Below are 16,038 nucleotides of genomic sequence, written 5' to 3' on the forward strand. Positions count from 1 at the left end.
TCTCCTTCATTAATAACTTCAAATTAGATATTCAAAATACGAAACAATAATGTGACCATTCTTTGACCCAATGATAAGAAGATAGGGACATACCTTCATGGTTAGACCTCCACCTCAACAAACTAACTTTTAAGAGGGCAAAAAGACGGTTCTCTTACTCCTTTTGGAAGCATTAGAACCGTCCCCGTGTTTACTTCACTGCCCCTCGCGTCAATCCACCAATAATCCATTTCTGGGCAAAGACATATACAATAATCATTGGTAGTAATGCAAGTATATAAGAGGAGAAAGCTAAATTGTAATCGGCACTAAATTCAGATTGAAATACATACTGAACTAGCGGTAAGGTTGCTTCTTCTTTATCGTTTAAAATAATTAATGGTAATAGGAAGTCATTCCATGCTTTTAAACAGGTTAAGATTGCAATGGTCGCATTCATAGGTGCCAATAATGGGAAGATAATCTTCCTGAAAATAGTCCATGTGCTTGCCCCATCCATAATGGCTGCTTCTTCTAATTCCTTAGGAATTGATTTAATGTACCCAACATATAAGAAGACATTAAATGCTAATCCGAACACAACATAGAGAAGAATTAATCCAATCATATTGTCTAATCCAAAGTTGCTCATTTGCTTCACTAGTGGAAGCATTAGTATAGGAAACGGGATAAATAGGGCACTCACAAAGTAGTAATATAAAATTTTAAAAAAGCGCTTGTGCATATTACGAGCAATTGCATAGGCAACCATTGAATTGGTTAAAACGGTTATGAGTACGGAGCATACAGTGACAATCGTACTGTTCTTTAGCGCATTAAAGAAGTTCGTCTTTTCAATGGCTGCCGTAAAATTTTCAAAATGAAGTACTTCCGGGAATGCCCAAAGCGATTGAGACATTTCAACGGGCGTCTTCAACGCAACAACAACGGTTAAATAAAGAGGAATTATAATCGTTAATGTTCCTAGTATTAAAAGGAATGTTAATGGCCAATTTTTCTTCGTTTTCACTATAAATCTACCTCCCTTTTTTGTAGGAAGTAAATTTGAATGATAGAAATACATACAATCACAATTAAATAGATAACAGCATTTGCTGATTGGTAAGCAAAGTCACCATCTTGAAATGCACCTCTATAAATTAATAGTGAGATTGATTCAGTTGATGTCCCTGGACCTCCGTTTGTTAGTGCAACAATATGGTCAAATGCCATCAAAAATTCCCTCATCGCTAACACAATATTGATAGTGAAAAACGGAGCAATTAATGGGAACGTGATTTTCCAAAACTCTAACCATTTAGAAGCACCATCCACTTTCGCCGCTTCATACAAATCTGCTGGAATGGTTTGTAGACCTGCTAAATACAATATCGTGTTAAAGGCAACTGCCTGCCACACTGCCACAATAACGATCCCAATCCAAGCCAGATTTTGATTCCCTAGTATATTCTTTTCAAGAAAAGGGATGTGTAAATCCTTTGCCAGTTCCGGAACAGCATATGAAAATATAAACCCAAATATAAAACCTACAATAAGGACACTTAATATATTTGGTAAAAAGTAAATAGCTCGTAGTGTTTTCTTAAACATAATATTTGCATTTAAAGCCATAGCTGTAGCTAAGCTTATGATATTTACGAGTATGGTGGAAAGAATGGAATATTGAAAAGTAAATGCATATGAATGTTGAGTACGGTCATCTGTAAAAAACCGAATAAAATTTTCAAATCCCACAAACTCCCAATCTCCATAACCCTTCCAGTTCGTAAAGCTATAAAAGATTCCTTGTATAGTAGGATACGTTTGAAAGATAAAAAATAATAGCATCGCCGGGATGGTCATATAATAAAAGATTCTTTTATTTGCCATAGATTAAAACTCCTTTATAAACGAACAGGGCATCTATTCAAATGCCCTGTTCCTTTATCTTTACTTCACAGATGCATCCCATGTTTCATCTAATTTCTTTAAGAACGCATCTTTATCTTTGTTTCCTAAAAATTCTTGAATCATTGCTGCTGCTGGGAATCCAGCTGGATAATAATGTGTAGGTGCTTGACGAATCATATTATTGGCAAGCTTATCCTTTAAAGGCTCCATAATTGGATCAATATAATCAATATTTTTCATCGCTGAAATGGCAAATTGCTCTTCTAAATACTGAGTAGCACTTTGTTCTTCATACATAAATTCAATAAACTTCATAGTCTCTTCTGGGTGCTCCGCATTTTCAGGCATTGTAAATAGTACGTCAATACTTGCAACAAACATGTTATCATCTGCATTATTTAAAGCTGGTAATGTAAACATGCCTAATTCAATGTCTGGGTTAAACTTCTTGATTTCAGGTACTGCAAAGTTCCCTTGTAAGTACATCACACTTTCCCCATTTGCAAAGGCCTGGTTTCCATCTGCATAAGCCTTACCAAGGACATCATCATGGCTGTAATCTAATAGCTTCAACATCTTATCTGCTACTTCACTGTAACGGTCTTCAAACGTTACCTCACCTGCTGTTTTCTTTTCAGCAAAATCATCACCAGCTATATTGATGACAAGGTCATTCCATGGGCATGTAATGGTCCATGCATCCTTAAAAGTGTGATAAAATGGCATTTCACCCTTCTGTTTAATGGTTTCTGCCGTTTCAATAAATTCATCCCAGGTAGTTGGAATCTCTAATCCTAGTTCTTCAAACTTTGTCTTATTATAAATGACACCTACTGCGTTTCCTGCATAAGGCAGCCCGTATACCTTTTCTTCATCATAGCTGACAATATTCTTTACTTGGTTTAGGAATTCATCATTAATATTATCTACAAGTGGATCATCGGAAAAATCCTTTAATACACCCGCACGAGCAATCTCTCCAAATGTTGGATTACCACCAATTGCAATAATATCAGGTAAATCATCCTTCGTTAATCTTGTTTTTAATACAGTCGTAGAATCTGGTTGTGACACAACCTCTACTTTAATAGTGGGATTCTCTTCTTCAAATTTATCTACTAATCGTTGGTACGTTTCAGGATTTTCTGTTTTCGTAGAAAATAATTCTAATTCCACAACCTCTGATGACTCACTGCCGTTACTGTTTCCATCTTCTGTCGTTGTTTCAGTACTGCCATTACAACCTGATAAAAATACAGAGACTGCTAAGAAAGTAGTTAACATGCCTAATACATTTTTTTTCATATTCCATCCCTCTTTCTATTTTATAATGTAAGTTTTGTAACTACAGGATAGTGGTCTGATGGATAACCATCTTGTATTTGATTCCGTATAATTTCAGTTTCCTGTATGGTGATATCTTTTGTAACAAAGATATAGTCAATAGGTTGCCCCTCAGTGACTCCTTCAAAATTATGAAAAGTACATCCATAAGACCCAGAAGAAACAAATGTGTAGGCATCTACAAAATTCTGTTTTAGTGCTACCACACATTCCTCATCCGGATAGGCATTAAAATCACCCATGATTATAACAGCAGCCTTTGTTTGTTCTAGCTTTTTTCTAATTTCTTCTTTCACTACTTTTATTCCATTATCCCTTGCTTCTCGACTAATATGATCTAAGTGGACATTGAACACATAGAACATCGTCTTTGAGTCATCCTTGCTTTCAAATAGACCCCATGAACAGATTCTAGGATGTTTCGCATTCCAGCTTATACTGCCTTTTTCGTCAGGTTGCTCAGATAACCAGAATGTCCCACTTTCAAGTAAATGGACCACTTCAACAGAGTAATAGATTGGACAATATTCATTAAACTGAGAATCTTCCTTATCTCTTCCTTCTCCTAAACTACGATAGGAAGGTAAGCCTTTCTCTAAATCTTCCATCATGATGGGTAACACTTCCTGTGTCCCTATAATGGCTGGATTCATTTCTTTTATAAGCGTAATAACTCGGTCAACCCGGTAAGGCCATGAATTTTCTCCATCATTCGGTACATGTAATCGTAGATTGAAGCTCATTGCAGTTAATTCCATCATCGTCCACCTTTTCCATCATTTATGAGTAGCCAGGAAAATATGATTTATGAATTTTGTAAGATTGCTTAATACATAGGTTGGTTTAATGGTGCTAGTTTCGACATCCTCTTCTCTTGCCACTCCAGTCAGGACAAGTAATGTTTTCATGTTCGCATCATTTCCAAATAAAATATCAGTTTCTATGCGATCACCCACCATCAAACATTCTTCTTCCGTTATGCCTAAATGCTCAACAAGCTGTTCAACAAAAAACAATGATGGTTTTCCGATGATTATTGAGGATGAAACCTCACTTGCACACTCAATCGCTTTTAAGAGAGCCCCTGTATCAGGAATGGTTTTTTGGTCCTCAACTGGACAATAGGGGTCTGGATTAATTCCGATTAATGTAGCACCATTTCTAACTGCCCTCGCTGCATTGTTAAGCTTTTCATAGGTAAAAAATTTATCTAGGCCGACAAGAACATGACTAGCCTTCTGTGCATGGTCTATCACATTTATTCCATGTTCATTTAATTCGCTTTTCACTGCATCATTTCCTATAACATAGACGTTTGAATCAGGTGCATATTTTTGCAAGTATTTTGCGGACAAGTACGCAGCTGTAATCACCTCATTCAAATCCACAGCAATACCAATAGTGGATAAGTGCTCGATGACCTCTTGTCGCGTACGTATAGAAGTATTAGAAAAAAAGAATATCCTTTTGTTCATACTTCTAAGCATTTTAATTGATTCGATGGCACCAGGCAATGCTTGGTTACCTACATAGATCGTGCCATCTAAATCAAAAATGACCGCATTAATCGTAGATGTGCTCACAATTTTTACTTTTCCCCCTTTCAGACAAAACAAAAGAGAGCCCTTCATGAATGCATAGAAAATTCTACTAGATAATATATCTAGTTAATTTCTACTCAACATGAAGGGCTCTCTCCACGGCGTCTCAGCCCATATTATCTTGATTACACTTTCACTATACAATACTCATGTAAAGAAGTCATTAAGAATCTATGAGAAATTTGTAAATTACGGTAAATATTCCCTTAATAAAAATGTGCTACTATAAATAAGAGGAGGTTGATTATATGAAAGTTAGAGAACTATTATCAACTCAGGGAATGATCGCTGCAGCAAAACCAGAAGATTTCAAGGAAGCACTAGATTCAAATGCTCGCTTTGTGACTTTAATGAACAGTAAACTAAGCTTCTTCTTAGACAACCAATCTTTTTTTTCAAAAATAACAAAACCCTTTTTTATACATACTGATTTAATGAAGGGACTTTCCAATGACAAGGAAGCCTTTCAATTTTTAGTGAAAAACGTTAAACCTACAGGAATTGTTACTACTAAAAGTAATATGATCCGTTCTGCAAAAAAAGAAGGACTTCAAACCATTATGAGAATTTTTTTAATTGATACCAGTTCCTTAGATACCGCCATTCAAAATATAAAAGAAAACCAACCGGATGCCGTCGAAATCATGCCAGGTATTGCTCCGCAAATTGTACCTTTCATTCAACATGAAGTTCAAAAGCCAATTATAGTTGGTGGCCTAATCTCAACAAAGGAACAAATTCAAGCAGCCTTTCAATGTGGTGCGGACGGTGTATCCTTAAGTAAAAAAGACTTCTGGAATGCTAGGTACTAAGGAGAGGGAACGGGATCGGGAAGAAAGGGAATTGAATTACCCAAGACCTTCTTCTGCCCCTTAATCCTTCGTATTTTACATTCAAGAATTTCATTTATTGCATAACTAAACTTAGGGTACTGCCCCCACACTCATGACTATTACTGCAAATAACTTTCATTTTGTTTTGTAGGTGGCAAGAATCTCATTAAAATCACCTTACTCTTCATTGTAGGGGTCTCCTTATTCAAAAAAACTTTTGTTCTTTCACTTCATTTATTTTGTGGTCAGTGTGAAATAAAGGACTCAGTGTCCACATGGGAATCTAGGCGGACCCTCAGTCCTCTATTTCTAGTATAATCGGTGAAATTGCCGACAAAGTGGACCACGAGTCCTCTATTTGCTCAAAAACGAGTCATTTTCCCTGTAATTGCCTTAATAGAGGACTCAATGTCCGCACCAAGTCCAAAACGATCAGAAATCGGTGAAATAGAGGACTCAGTGTCCGGCAAGAGAGTTTAGGCGGATCGTTTTCATTGTGTGAAACGCTTGCGGGGTGTTTAACCACTTGAACCGTCCCCTTTGTTTCATTCAAACCTTAATCTTCCGCCCCTTCCAACTCACAGAATGGAAGACATTCACCCTAACAAAGGAATACAGATAGATTCCGACGAAACACATAAACAATATCGGATAAAAAGGGAAAACCATCCATCCGAAATTACCGACCCTGCTGGCAAACCATGCTGTTTGAATCGTATACAGAATATACAACAACCCACTGACTAGCATTGCGATAGGGTTCCATTCGATAATGGAAGTAATCAATGCTCCCGCCGCGATAAAACTGCCGGAAATCCAGAAGATGACCATCAGCATGACAAGTGGATGAGTGGACTTGGAACCGACGGCAAAACTTTTGCACCAGCCCTCGATCAGGCTTCCCACACCTTCTGGGTACATGCGTAAAGACATAATTCCTTTCCCGCCCAGGCAGCGAACCGGGAGATCCTGTTCAAGAAACGCCTCTCCCAGTGCCAGGTCATCCATGATGGCTCCCTCGATTTTCTGATGACCTCCAGACAAAAAGTAATCCTCTTTATTACATAGGATGCATGGACCGAATGAACCAGCGGTTTTAAACCGCGATCCCCAAATCGTAAATAGATTCATCCCTACCACGACGATGATGTTGAATACAACGGAGATGTGTTCATACAAGCGCTCAACGGTATGAAATGGCTGTAAGGCCGTGATTCCCTTGGCTCCCTTTGCTTGATAGAAATGAAGCAGTTTGTGTAACCCATCCACACTGGTGAATCTCGTATCTGCGTCTAAAAATAATAACCAGCTTCCTTTCGCCTGTTCGGCACCGAGCCAGCAGGCTGATGACTTTCCTGCCCCGGTATTCCGTAGAACCCTTGCACCGTAGCTTTCCGCAACAGCCGCAGTATTGTCAGATGAATCGTCATCCACAACCAGAATTTCAAATTGCCTGAAACGCTGCTCCTGCAATGATTGCAATAACGGTGAGATCCTGCCTTCTTCATTCCTGGCTGGAATAATGATGGACAGAAATGGTAGATCAGATTTAGATTTGGATGAGAAAACAGGAACTGGCAAAGACCAGAACATGATAAAGCCAATTATAATTGTCACAAATCCAATACCGAGATTAATCACCTCTAAAGCAGTCATAAAACATCCCCCCTCCCGCTGCGTGTCAGCACACAGCTTTTATAATCCCTGATTTACTGAGTAATCAAACATATTTCCCGTATCGTCTTGGATCAGTTCCTGTGCGGTAATTCTAGCGGATAACAGCACGATTGGGACACCCGCACCGGGGTGTGTGCTGCTTCCTGTAAAGTACAAGTTTTCACAATGGCTCGCCTTGCTTTGCGGACGATAGTGGTTGCTTTGTTTCAAAATTGGCTGCAACCCAAACGTGGCACCATTATAGGCATTGAATTTCGATTTAAAATCCAATGGTGTGGTATGCGTTTCGGTGACAATCTCATTTTCAATGTTTTCAAAGCCACGGATCTTCTTCATCTCATTTAAAATATAACTGCGATAATAAGAAATGGTTTCCTCGTCCCATTCGTAATTTGCTGTTGCTACATCCGACACAGGCATCAGGATATACAATCCATCCTTTCCCTCAGGCGCAAGGGAAGGGTCCATTTTTGATGCAATGTATACATAAAAGGAGGCATTCGTTAGTTTCTTCCCATCAAAAATATCTTTCAAATTTTGATCAAGATTTTCGTTGAAAATAAAATTATGTACATGGTCAATTTCTTCATATTTCCGGTCCATACCGAGATATAACAGAAAACATGAACAAGAGTATTTCATGCTGTCGATCTTCTTATCAGTATATTTGCCTTTGGCAGGCTTGTCTTTTACCAAGTGCTTCATCGCATATGGGAAATCTGCATTACAAACCACATAATCCGAAGAGATTTTCTGTCCATCCACGGTAATCCCTTCCGCTTTGCGATTGTGAACGGTGATCTCCTGCACATCCTTGCCATAGTGAATGGTTCCTCCAAGTTCCTTGAAGAGCCTCTCCATGGCCAAAGCCATCGTATACATACCTCCTTTTATAAACCATACTCCGTATAGAAATTGAATCATCGGAATCATGGTGTAAAAAGAAGGACTTGTAAGAGGAGAAATACCTATGTATAACGTTTGAAAGCTGATCAACTGTTTCAGCCGTTCATTTTTAATATATTTTCCTACAAACGCATCTGCCGTGTCGTATGGTTTCAGTTTCACTGCTTTCTTCAACATCGCGAGGTTATAAAAATCAGATCTTTTACGGAAAGGTCTTTGAAGAATGTGATGCTTGGCGATGACAAAGCGTTTGTAAATCTCATTCATATATTGAAAAAAGCCTGCCGTGTCCTCTTCGCTGATGGATTCGATCGTCTTTGTCAATTTGGTTAGGTCAGAGGAGATATCAAGTGGCCGGTCAGGAATATCACTGAAATAAGCCCGATAAATCGGGTCCAATTTTTCCATCGGAATGTAATCATCAGGGTTGCGGCCGCATAGTTCAAATAGTTCCCGATATAACTCCGGCATCATCACGATGCTTGGCCCCAAATCAAATTTATACCCTCCATCCAGCTCAATCCGATTCATTTTGCCTCCGGGCATTAAACCTTTTTCATAGATTTCCACCTGATAACCCGCATGCTGCAGCCTTATGGCACTGGCAAGCCCCGCTACACCGGCTCCAACGACAATCACCTTCTTACTCATGTAAATTCCCTCATTTCTTAACAGTCTTGAAGTAGAAAAGCACAATTATGTTCAATTATGTAATTACAGCAGCCACTTTCGTAACTTTTTCAACGCTTGCATATTTCGGTCGGAATACGGCGGGAATTTACCTTGAAAACGTAGGTAATGATACGTTTTGTAATCTGTTTTCTCATAACTAAAAGCTAGAAAACCCGTTTTACCGTGATAAGCACCGTATCCGCTTCTTCCAACCCCTCCAAATGCGATATGGGGGCTTGCGGCATGTTGGATCACTTGATTAACACTGATGGTTGGTGAACGCATATGTTCCTTGAACAGCTCAATTTGATTCTTGTTTTTACTGAATATATACCCTGTAAGTGTATCGCGCTGAAGCCTGCCACTCGATAATAATGTTTTTAAGTCTGTATAGGGAATGACAGGAAGGACCGGACCGAAAATTTCTTCCTGCAAAATCGGACTTCCGGGTTTGATATCCGTTACCACGGTCGGGGCGATGAACATATCGCTTCGATCATGCTCACCACCATGCCGGACAACTCCCTGTCCGATCAACTCTACCATCTTTTGAAAATGTGCATCAGTACAAATCCTGCCATAATCTCCACTCTCCTCTGGCCGATCTCCGTAGAAAGCGGAAACCGTCGCGGAAATTTCATCCAGCGTTTTTTCATAAATGGAGTGATGGACAAAAAGGGTATCCGGTGCAATGCAGGTTTGTCCCGCGTTAAGGAATTTCCCCCAGACGATTTCCCTAATCGCTGCTTTTGAAAAACCTGTTTCATCCATAATACATGGGTTTTTCCCGCCGAGTTCCAGTATCACCGGTGTAAGCTGCTTAGCTGCCTGCTCTGCCACCACTTTCCCAGTCTTTTCACTGCCTGTAAAAAAAATCAGGTCAAAAGGGGCTAACGTCAACTCACTCGCAGTTTTTGCATCTCCTGTCACAACGTGTAATTGTTCAGGCGAAAATGAGTTATTAATGATTTCTTTTAACAGTTCTGCCGTTGCCGGTGCATGTTCAGAAGGTTTGATTACGCAGCGATTTCCTCCAGCAATTGCACCAATTGCAGGCATCAAGGTAAGCTGGACCGGATAATTCCATGAACCGATAATGAGTACACTCCCATATGGATGCCTCACTCTATTGATTGCTTCTACATACCCCAATTTAAGGTGCTGGGAACGGACAGGCCGATTCCATTTTGCTAAACGCTTGGATACATACTCGACTTCGTTCAATAGAACAGCGATTTCAGATGAAAAGGATTCGAAGGCCGGTTTTCCCAAATCTGAATGAAGGGCCTCGATTAACGCCTCTTCATGCTCCATAATAATGGTTTTCAGCTTCAAAAGCTGTTTGTTACGGTCTTCAATTGAGGGCCTTCCCGTGGACAACAGGTCCTCCTTCTGCATGACCGGTAATGTCTTCAGAAAATCATGGTCAAGCATGTAGTGAATCCCTCTGAACGATTTTGTCCCTTACAAGCTGGCCGCTTAAGGTGACCATCGGCATTCCACCGCCGGGGTTTACGGTTCCACCGACAAAATATAGATTGCTATAGCGTTCACTTTGTTTAGGATGCTTGAATCCTTTGTTTTTCTTGCGGTCTGACACGGTTCCATAAATGGCACCCCGGTCAGAGCCATACATCCTTCTAATATCCTCTGGTGTCCATAGATCTTTTGTTACGATATTAGCCCGCAAATCGTGCAAGCCCATTTTTTCTAATTTAATTAGAGTCCGCTCAGCAAATTGCTCATATTCCTGTTGCGTGAAAGGTTTCTGATCACGAATATAAGGAATATGAGGTAGTACTTTTATATTTTCATGTCCGTCAGGAGCCTGCGACGGATCTGTTTTATTCACGTTGACTAAATAAATAACCGGATCATTCGGCAGTTCACGACGATGGAAAATGGATTGCATTTGCTGCTTCATATTTTCTGCGAAAAAGAAATTATGATGGCGGAGTTGTGGATAGCTCTTTTTCACGCCCAAATGCATGACGAGACCCGAGCTAGCCGGTTCAAATTTCTTCTTTAATTTGTTTACAAACTGGCTGTCTTCCTCCAGTAATCGTTCGTAAACCGGGATGACTTCCATATTAGAAACATAATAATCTGCTGTTAGCTTTGTCCCGTCTTCCAAAAGTGCTCCTGTGATTTCGCCGTTCTTTTTTTCAAGCTTGGCGATACTTTTGCCAAGGTGGAAACGAACACCTACTTCATCCGCTAACTTCACCAAACCATCCGCCAGTTTATTCAAACCGCCGGGTACATACCATACACCTTGGTCATGTTGCATGTAGATCATCATGTTCAAGACAGCCGGTGCATCGTAAGGGGACGAACCCACGTACTTGATGAAGTAGGATAGCATATCGCGGAACTGTTCATTACTAATTCGTTTATCAATCGCTCCATGAACGGTAGAAAACAGATCAAAGTTCTTAATAGCAGAGAACAGGCCCATATGTTTCATGATTTCTCTCGTTCGATCCACACCATGCTGAAAATAGGTTTGATCCGTCGCATCATAAAGTCTTTTCGAATAGTGAAGTAAATCCTGATATTCACGCATATCCTTTTCACTCAGAGATGCATTCTTCTCTTGCATTTCCTTCAAATCTTCATATAAGTCTATGATTTTTCCATCCGGGAAAAAGGAGCGCCATTGATGATCCAGCTTTTCAATTTGGACGTAGTCCTTCATTGATTTCCCACTGGCAGCAAACAATTTTTCAAAGATTTGAGGCATTGTGAGAATCGATGGACCCAAATCAAAACCGAAACCATCCTGATCTAGCCGGTTCAGCTTTCCACCAATATGATTATTTTTTTCATATAAGGAGACATCGTATCCTGCCTGCTGAAGTGAAATCGCAGCCGACAGTCCTCCGAGTCCTCCTCCGATCACTAGTACGTTTTTATTTTTAGTTTTCACCTGTTTTTGCCTCTCCTTCTCGTAAATAAGAAATTCTGTTCGCTGCAGTATTGATTTGGTCCATTTTATCTTTTGTCACATAATTCCGTTTCGTTAGACACTGATAGCCATTGTTCCGTACAGTATCAAGTATGCTTCTGTATATATGAGCAGACAGATAAACAGGGACTCGGCTATCACCATCCAGCAGCTCTACGTTTACTAAAAACCCTTCATATAAAGCTTCTGCACGTGTAGCAAGTTTCTCCCATAGGTTGATGAAGTGATCATTAATTAAGCTATTATGTAAATCAACCTGTGAATATTGAAAATGACTTAATTCTTCTACTGGTAGATAAATACGATTTTTCTCATGGTAATCTTCACCAATATCACGGAGGATGTTCGTTATTTGCATGGCAACGCCAAGATTTGTTACGGCTACACGCAAATCCTCCGAAGATTTCGAAGCGATAATAGGCAAGAGCATTAAACCGACAGACCCCGCTACATAGTAACTGTATTTTTCCAGTTCATTCATGGTACTCGGGGTTGTAAATGATAGATCCATGGATTGCCCAGTTAGCTGGTCATAAAAGGGGTTGATATCCATATCGTACGTATTAAATACGTGTCTGAGTGCGCGCCAGAGTGGTTTGTCTATTTCAGCTCCATCATTGAACAAATCTAGTTCTTTCTTTAATTGTCTCAAAAGCCTAGTCTTTTCTATGGACGAGTAGTTTCCATCTGCACATTCATCTGCCGTTCTGCAAAAAGCATAGATCGCATAAACGGCATTTGCTTTTTCAGAAGGGAGTTGTGAAAATGCATAGTAAAAGCTTTTGGAATGTTTTTTTATCATACTTTCACAATAATCAAAATCCGCTTGCCTTTGCTCTGTTTCCATATCCATCTCCTTTTAGGTCTATTTCCAGATCATGTACTACGCTAAACCGTCGATTGACCTTTTTTTCTGAGCCAAGTCTACAACTTTACACTTATTGCTTTACCCGCCTAAAAACTTGATCGAAGAAAGTTCCTCAACTTCCAGTGGATTCAGCCACTTCCCTGAGTTTCCTTGCGACAAGCTTCCATGCTTCTTCTGCTTTTTCTTTTGGGCCTAGATGGGTAAAAGCATGCTTACAATCTTTAAATATCTCTTCTTGAACGGTTATCCCAGATGTTTTTAATTTCTCAGCATAACATTCGGCTTCTGGCCTGAATGCGTCGTACTCCGCTATGAGAATAAGGGCAGAAGCTAAGCGGCCACTCATCTCAGCACGAACAGGGGAAGCGAGAGGCTGTTCCGCTTGTCCTTTGTCAGGTACATAGCACATGTTCAAAAAATGGGCTACTTGAGGATATCGGGCACGCCACTTATCCGGTTCGGGTTTATCTGCATGCGGGGTGGAAAAATCTAGCATCGGGCAGGACAGCACTTGGAGCAGAGGCTGATTTTCCCCTTTCTCTTCTAAGTAGAGACAGAGAGCTGCTGCTATGTTTGCCCCTGAACTCTGTCCGCCCACCATCATTTTTTCCGCATCAATATTCAAATCATCGGCATTTCTCTTGATCCATTGAAGAATTTCATAGCCCTGTTCAATCGGTTTGGGAAAAGGGTACTCTGGTGCTTTCACATAATCGACATTAACAACCACACATTCTCCCTGATTGGCCAGGTAGCGGCAATATGGATCATCCATCTCTTTTTCATGCATAATGAACGCTCCACCATGAAAATTAATATAGACAGGGAACTTGTTATGTCTTGCTTCTAAGGGATAGTACAAGGAAATATTCGTTCGTTGAACAGATGTTTCGACTACCACATCTTTTTTCATTTTCACTTGTTGCAAGGGAATCATCGGTGTCTTTTTTGCTTCATTAGGAAGTAGACGCAGTAATCTTGCAATCATAACAGTGAACATTCGTGTAACCTCACTTTTTTACCATTTTGACTTTAATGAAACACATTTATACTCCAACCATTAATACTATTAGTCAGGAAGCCTGCAGTCCCTCCATTGTGTTGATAGATTATATGAATGAGTGGACGAGTTTTATGTATATATAACGTCTTTACTTATTCCCTCTTTCTCCCCGCAAAAGATCATTTTATTTCTAACAACTGATTTAAAGACCGAGAAAGTGTAATATACTCTAGCTTCATATTACTGTTTGACATATATTCGACTGCCCCAGGTCCACCTAGGTAGAAATCAGTTTTCTTGCAGGTTCCTGCAAATTGGTCTAATTTGAGCAAGGCATTAGGATCCTGCTCGAATGGGGTCGTGGTGGTTGCTGATAGAATGACTCGATCTGGGAGGAGCTTTTGAACAGTGTTTTCAATAGAGCCTTGGGCAGGCGATGCTCCGATTAACATGGTTTTCCATCCCTTCACCATGGCCTGCAAAAGAATGAGCATGACCGGAATCTCATGTTTTTCGTATGGAAGACATGCACCTAGTAGAGTTGGTGCTTCTGTTCGAACGATAAAATTTCTACGAAGTTCGATCAGAAAATCCCTCAACGTCATACTCGCGATGGCTTCCTGATACTCCTCCCATTCTCCTGTTCCCCACCTGTTTCCGATCTCAAGTAAAAAAGGAAAGGCAACTGAATGGATAAAATACTCTATTCCTTTCTCATGATAAGCCTGCTGAAAAATATAGTTCATACCGGCTTCATGACAGCTTGTGCCTTCCTTTATTAGTTCCATTACATAATCATTGGTTGCTGGAGGTTGAGACTTCGTTTGCCTGTCAGGAGTTACGAGTGTTGGTTCTGGTTTTGTTTCAATGTTGTCAATGATCAAGGCAGCCTGCTTCACCGAGTACCCTTTTTCGGTTAAACCTTTTACTGAAAGGATTTTGTTTACATCTGCTTCTGTGTAGACTCTGTATCCATTGTCAAGTCGTTTCGGACTGACAATTTGATACCGTTCCTCCCATTTCCGAATGACGAGCTTGGACAAACCTGTTATTTCAGAAACTTGCTGAATGAAATATAAAGGTTTTTCTATATTCATGGTTTAACATACCTTTCTTTAAAGCATAGGAAAGACCGGACATACTTTACATGTATCAACTATCCCTCTCGTTGCCACCAGACATTGGTCTTCTTCTAAACTCTCTCAAACTTCTAGGGAGCGGTCTTTTAAACTAGTATCTCATTCGCTTTATAGATGAAGTGTTCTTCAACTCGTTGATGGAAGATGCTCCAATGCTAAACATCGCTGCTTTTAATTCGTATTCTGTTTGCGTGAAACGCTCGATTAATGCCCTTTCCGACGTTACGGCCTCTGCTAAGATGGAGCGACCAAAACCAGCAAGATCGGCACCTAGCGCAATAGCCTTTGCTGCTTCTACTCCATTGGTGAGCCCGCCACTAGCAATAATCGTTCCGGTATGTTCATGTTGTTTGATATCAAGAAGACATTCCGACGTTGGTATGCCAAAGCCACTAATCGCATCAGCTACTGCACGTTTTAGCGGATCAGTGGAGCGAAATTTTTCGACCTGACTCCAGCTCGTTCCGCCTGCACCAGCCACATCTATAAATGAAATGCCTATATCAAATAATTGATGAGCTAATTTACCATTAATTCCCCACCCTACCTCTTTCACACCGATTGGTAGATGGAATGATTGACAAAGCTCTTCAATTTTTTGGAATAACCCACGGAAGTTTGTATTTCCTTCAGGCTGAATTAATTCCTGTAGACTGTTTAAATGGAGAACTAAGGCATCAGCTTCAACTAAATCGACTATTTTTTTGCATTCGTCAACGCCGAAGCCATAATTAAGCTGCACAGCCCCGACATTCGCAATGATTGGAATGCTTGGTGCGTACTTTCGTATTCGAAAGGTATAGGCTCTTTCAGGATCCTCGATTGCAGCTCTTCCTGATCCTACGCCAAATGACCATCCTTTTTCTTCTGCTGCGATAGCGAGGTTTTGGTTAATGGTCATCGCCTTTTCGGTTCCTCCGGTCATCGAGCTGATGAGAAATGGAGTAGCCACTTTCTTTTCAAGGAAAGAAGTCTCCACGTTAATTTCTGTAAAATCCACCTCAGGAAGAGCTTGGTGGATAAATGAAAATTGCTCGAATCCTGTTGTAATTCCTCTTCCTTTCACATCGTCATTAAGACAAATCTGGATATGATCTGCTTTTCTCTTGTTCACATCATCACGTTGTTTCAATGATC

Annotated in this window: 14 protein-coding genes; 1 reads left to right on the forward strand and 13 read right to left on the reverse strand. The window is 40.2% G+C overall.

Annotated features, from left to right (window positions below):
* Window positions 1-190: 190 nt before the first annotated feature.
* Genes M1D60_RS19890 through M1D60_RS19910 form a run of 5 tightly spaced genes read right to left on the reverse strand, consistent with a single transcriptional unit; the run spans window position 191 to window position 4,817 of the window.
* Window positions 191-1,009: a carbohydrate ABC transporter permease gene (locus M1D60_RS19890; RefSeq protein WP_456276561.1), complete on the reverse strand. Its 819-nt coding sequence runs from the start codon at window positions 1,007-1,009 to the stop codon at window positions 191-193.
* On the reverse strand, window positions 1,009-1,869 hold the full coding sequence (locus tag M1D60_RS19895; RefSeq protein ID WP_456276562.1) for a carbohydrate ABC transporter permease: 861 nt from the start codon (window positions 1,867-1,869) through the stop codon (window positions 1,009-1,011). Before M1D60_RS19895 ends, M1D60_RS19890 begins: the two co-directional genes overlap by 1 nt.
* A gap of 60 nt (window positions 1,870-1,929) precedes the next feature.
* Window positions 1,930-3,195: an ABC transporter substrate-binding protein gene (locus M1D60_RS19900; protein ID WP_456276563.1), complete on the reverse strand. Its 1,266-nt coding sequence runs from the start codon at window positions 3,193-3,195 to the stop codon at window positions 1,930-1,932.
* Window positions 3,196-3,215: 20 nt separating this feature from the next.
* Complete coding sequence (locus M1D60_RS19905) at window positions 3,216-3,995, reverse strand: endonuclease/exonuclease/phosphatase family protein (protein WP_456276564.1); 780 nt, start codon at window positions 3,993-3,995, stop codon at window positions 3,216-3,218.
* Window positions 3,996-4,010: 15 nt separating this feature from the next.
* Window positions 4,011-4,817: an HAD-IIA family hydrolase gene (locus tag M1D60_RS19910; RefSeq protein WP_456276565.1), complete on the reverse strand. Its 807-nt coding sequence runs from the start codon at window positions 4,815-4,817 to the stop codon at window positions 4,011-4,013.
* Between the two features lie 266 nt (window positions 4,818-5,083).
* Between M1D60_RS19910 and M1D60_RS19915 the strand changes: the two genes are divergently transcribed.
* Entirely contained in the window at window positions 5,084-5,647 is a 564-nt protein-coding gene (locus M1D60_RS19915) for a glycerol-3-phosphate responsive antiterminator (RefSeq protein ID WP_456276566.1), read from the forward strand.
* 570 nt (window positions 5,648-6,217) lie between these two features.
* Here M1D60_RS19915 and M1D60_RS19920 read toward each other — a convergent pair.
* The 8 genes from M1D60_RS19920 to fni form a co-directional block, all read right to left on the reverse strand.
* On the reverse strand, window positions 6,218-7,324 hold the full coding sequence (locus M1D60_RS19920) for a glycosyltransferase family 2 protein (RefSeq protein ID WP_456276567.1): 1,107 nt from the start codon (window positions 7,322-7,324) through the stop codon (window positions 6,218-6,220).
* A 39-nt stretch (window positions 7,325-7,363) separates the two neighbouring features.
* The gene (locus M1D60_RS19925) at window positions 7,364-8,902 is read right to left on the reverse strand and encodes a phytoene desaturase family protein (protein WP_456276568.1); all 1,539 of its coding nucleotides are present in this window, start codon (window positions 8,900-8,902) and stop codon (window positions 7,364-7,366) included.
* A 63-nt stretch (window positions 8,903-8,965) separates the two neighbouring features.
* Window positions 8,966-10,357 carry an aldehyde dehydrogenase family protein gene (locus M1D60_RS19930; protein WP_456276569.1) on the reverse strand — a complete coding sequence of 464 codons (1,392 nt, stop codon included), beginning with the start codon at window positions 10,355-10,357 and terminating at the stop codon, window positions 8,966-8,968.
* A complete protein-coding gene (locus M1D60_RS19935; protein ID WP_456276570.1) occupies window positions 10,350-11,852 on the reverse strand; it encodes a phytoene desaturase family protein in 1,503 nt (500 codons plus the stop codon). The genes M1D60_RS19930 and M1D60_RS19935 overlap by 8 nt, the downstream gene beginning before the upstream one ends.
* Window positions 11,842-12,738, reverse strand: a complete 897-nt coding sequence (locus M1D60_RS19940; protein WP_456276571.1) for a phytoene/squalene synthase family protein — start codon at window positions 12,736-12,738, stop codon at window positions 11,842-11,844. Before M1D60_RS19940 ends, M1D60_RS19935 begins: the two co-directional genes overlap by 11 nt.
* A 133-nt stretch (window positions 12,739-12,871) precedes the next feature.
* Window positions 12,872-13,759 (reverse strand): alpha/beta hydrolase, encoded by an 888-nt coding sequence (locus M1D60_RS19945; protein WP_456276572.1) that lies wholly within the window; start codon window positions 13,757-13,759, stop codon window positions 12,872-12,874.
* 182 nt (window positions 13,760-13,941) lie between these two features.
* Window positions 13,942-14,859 (reverse strand): MerR family transcriptional regulator, encoded by a 918-nt coding sequence (locus M1D60_RS19950; protein ID WP_456276573.1) that lies wholly within the window; start codon window positions 14,857-14,859, stop codon window positions 13,942-13,944.
* 133 nt (window positions 14,860-14,992) lie between these two features.
* Window positions 14,993-16,033, reverse strand: coding sequence for a type 2 isopentenyl-diphosphate Delta-isomerase (gene fni / locus M1D60_RS19955; protein WP_456276574.1), 1,041 nt, complete (start codon window positions 16,031-16,033; stop codon window positions 14,993-14,995).
* Between the last annotated feature and the right edge of the window lie 5 nt (window positions 16,034-16,038).

The sequence above is a fragment of the Bacillus sp. AK128 genome, assembly GCF_053903075.1.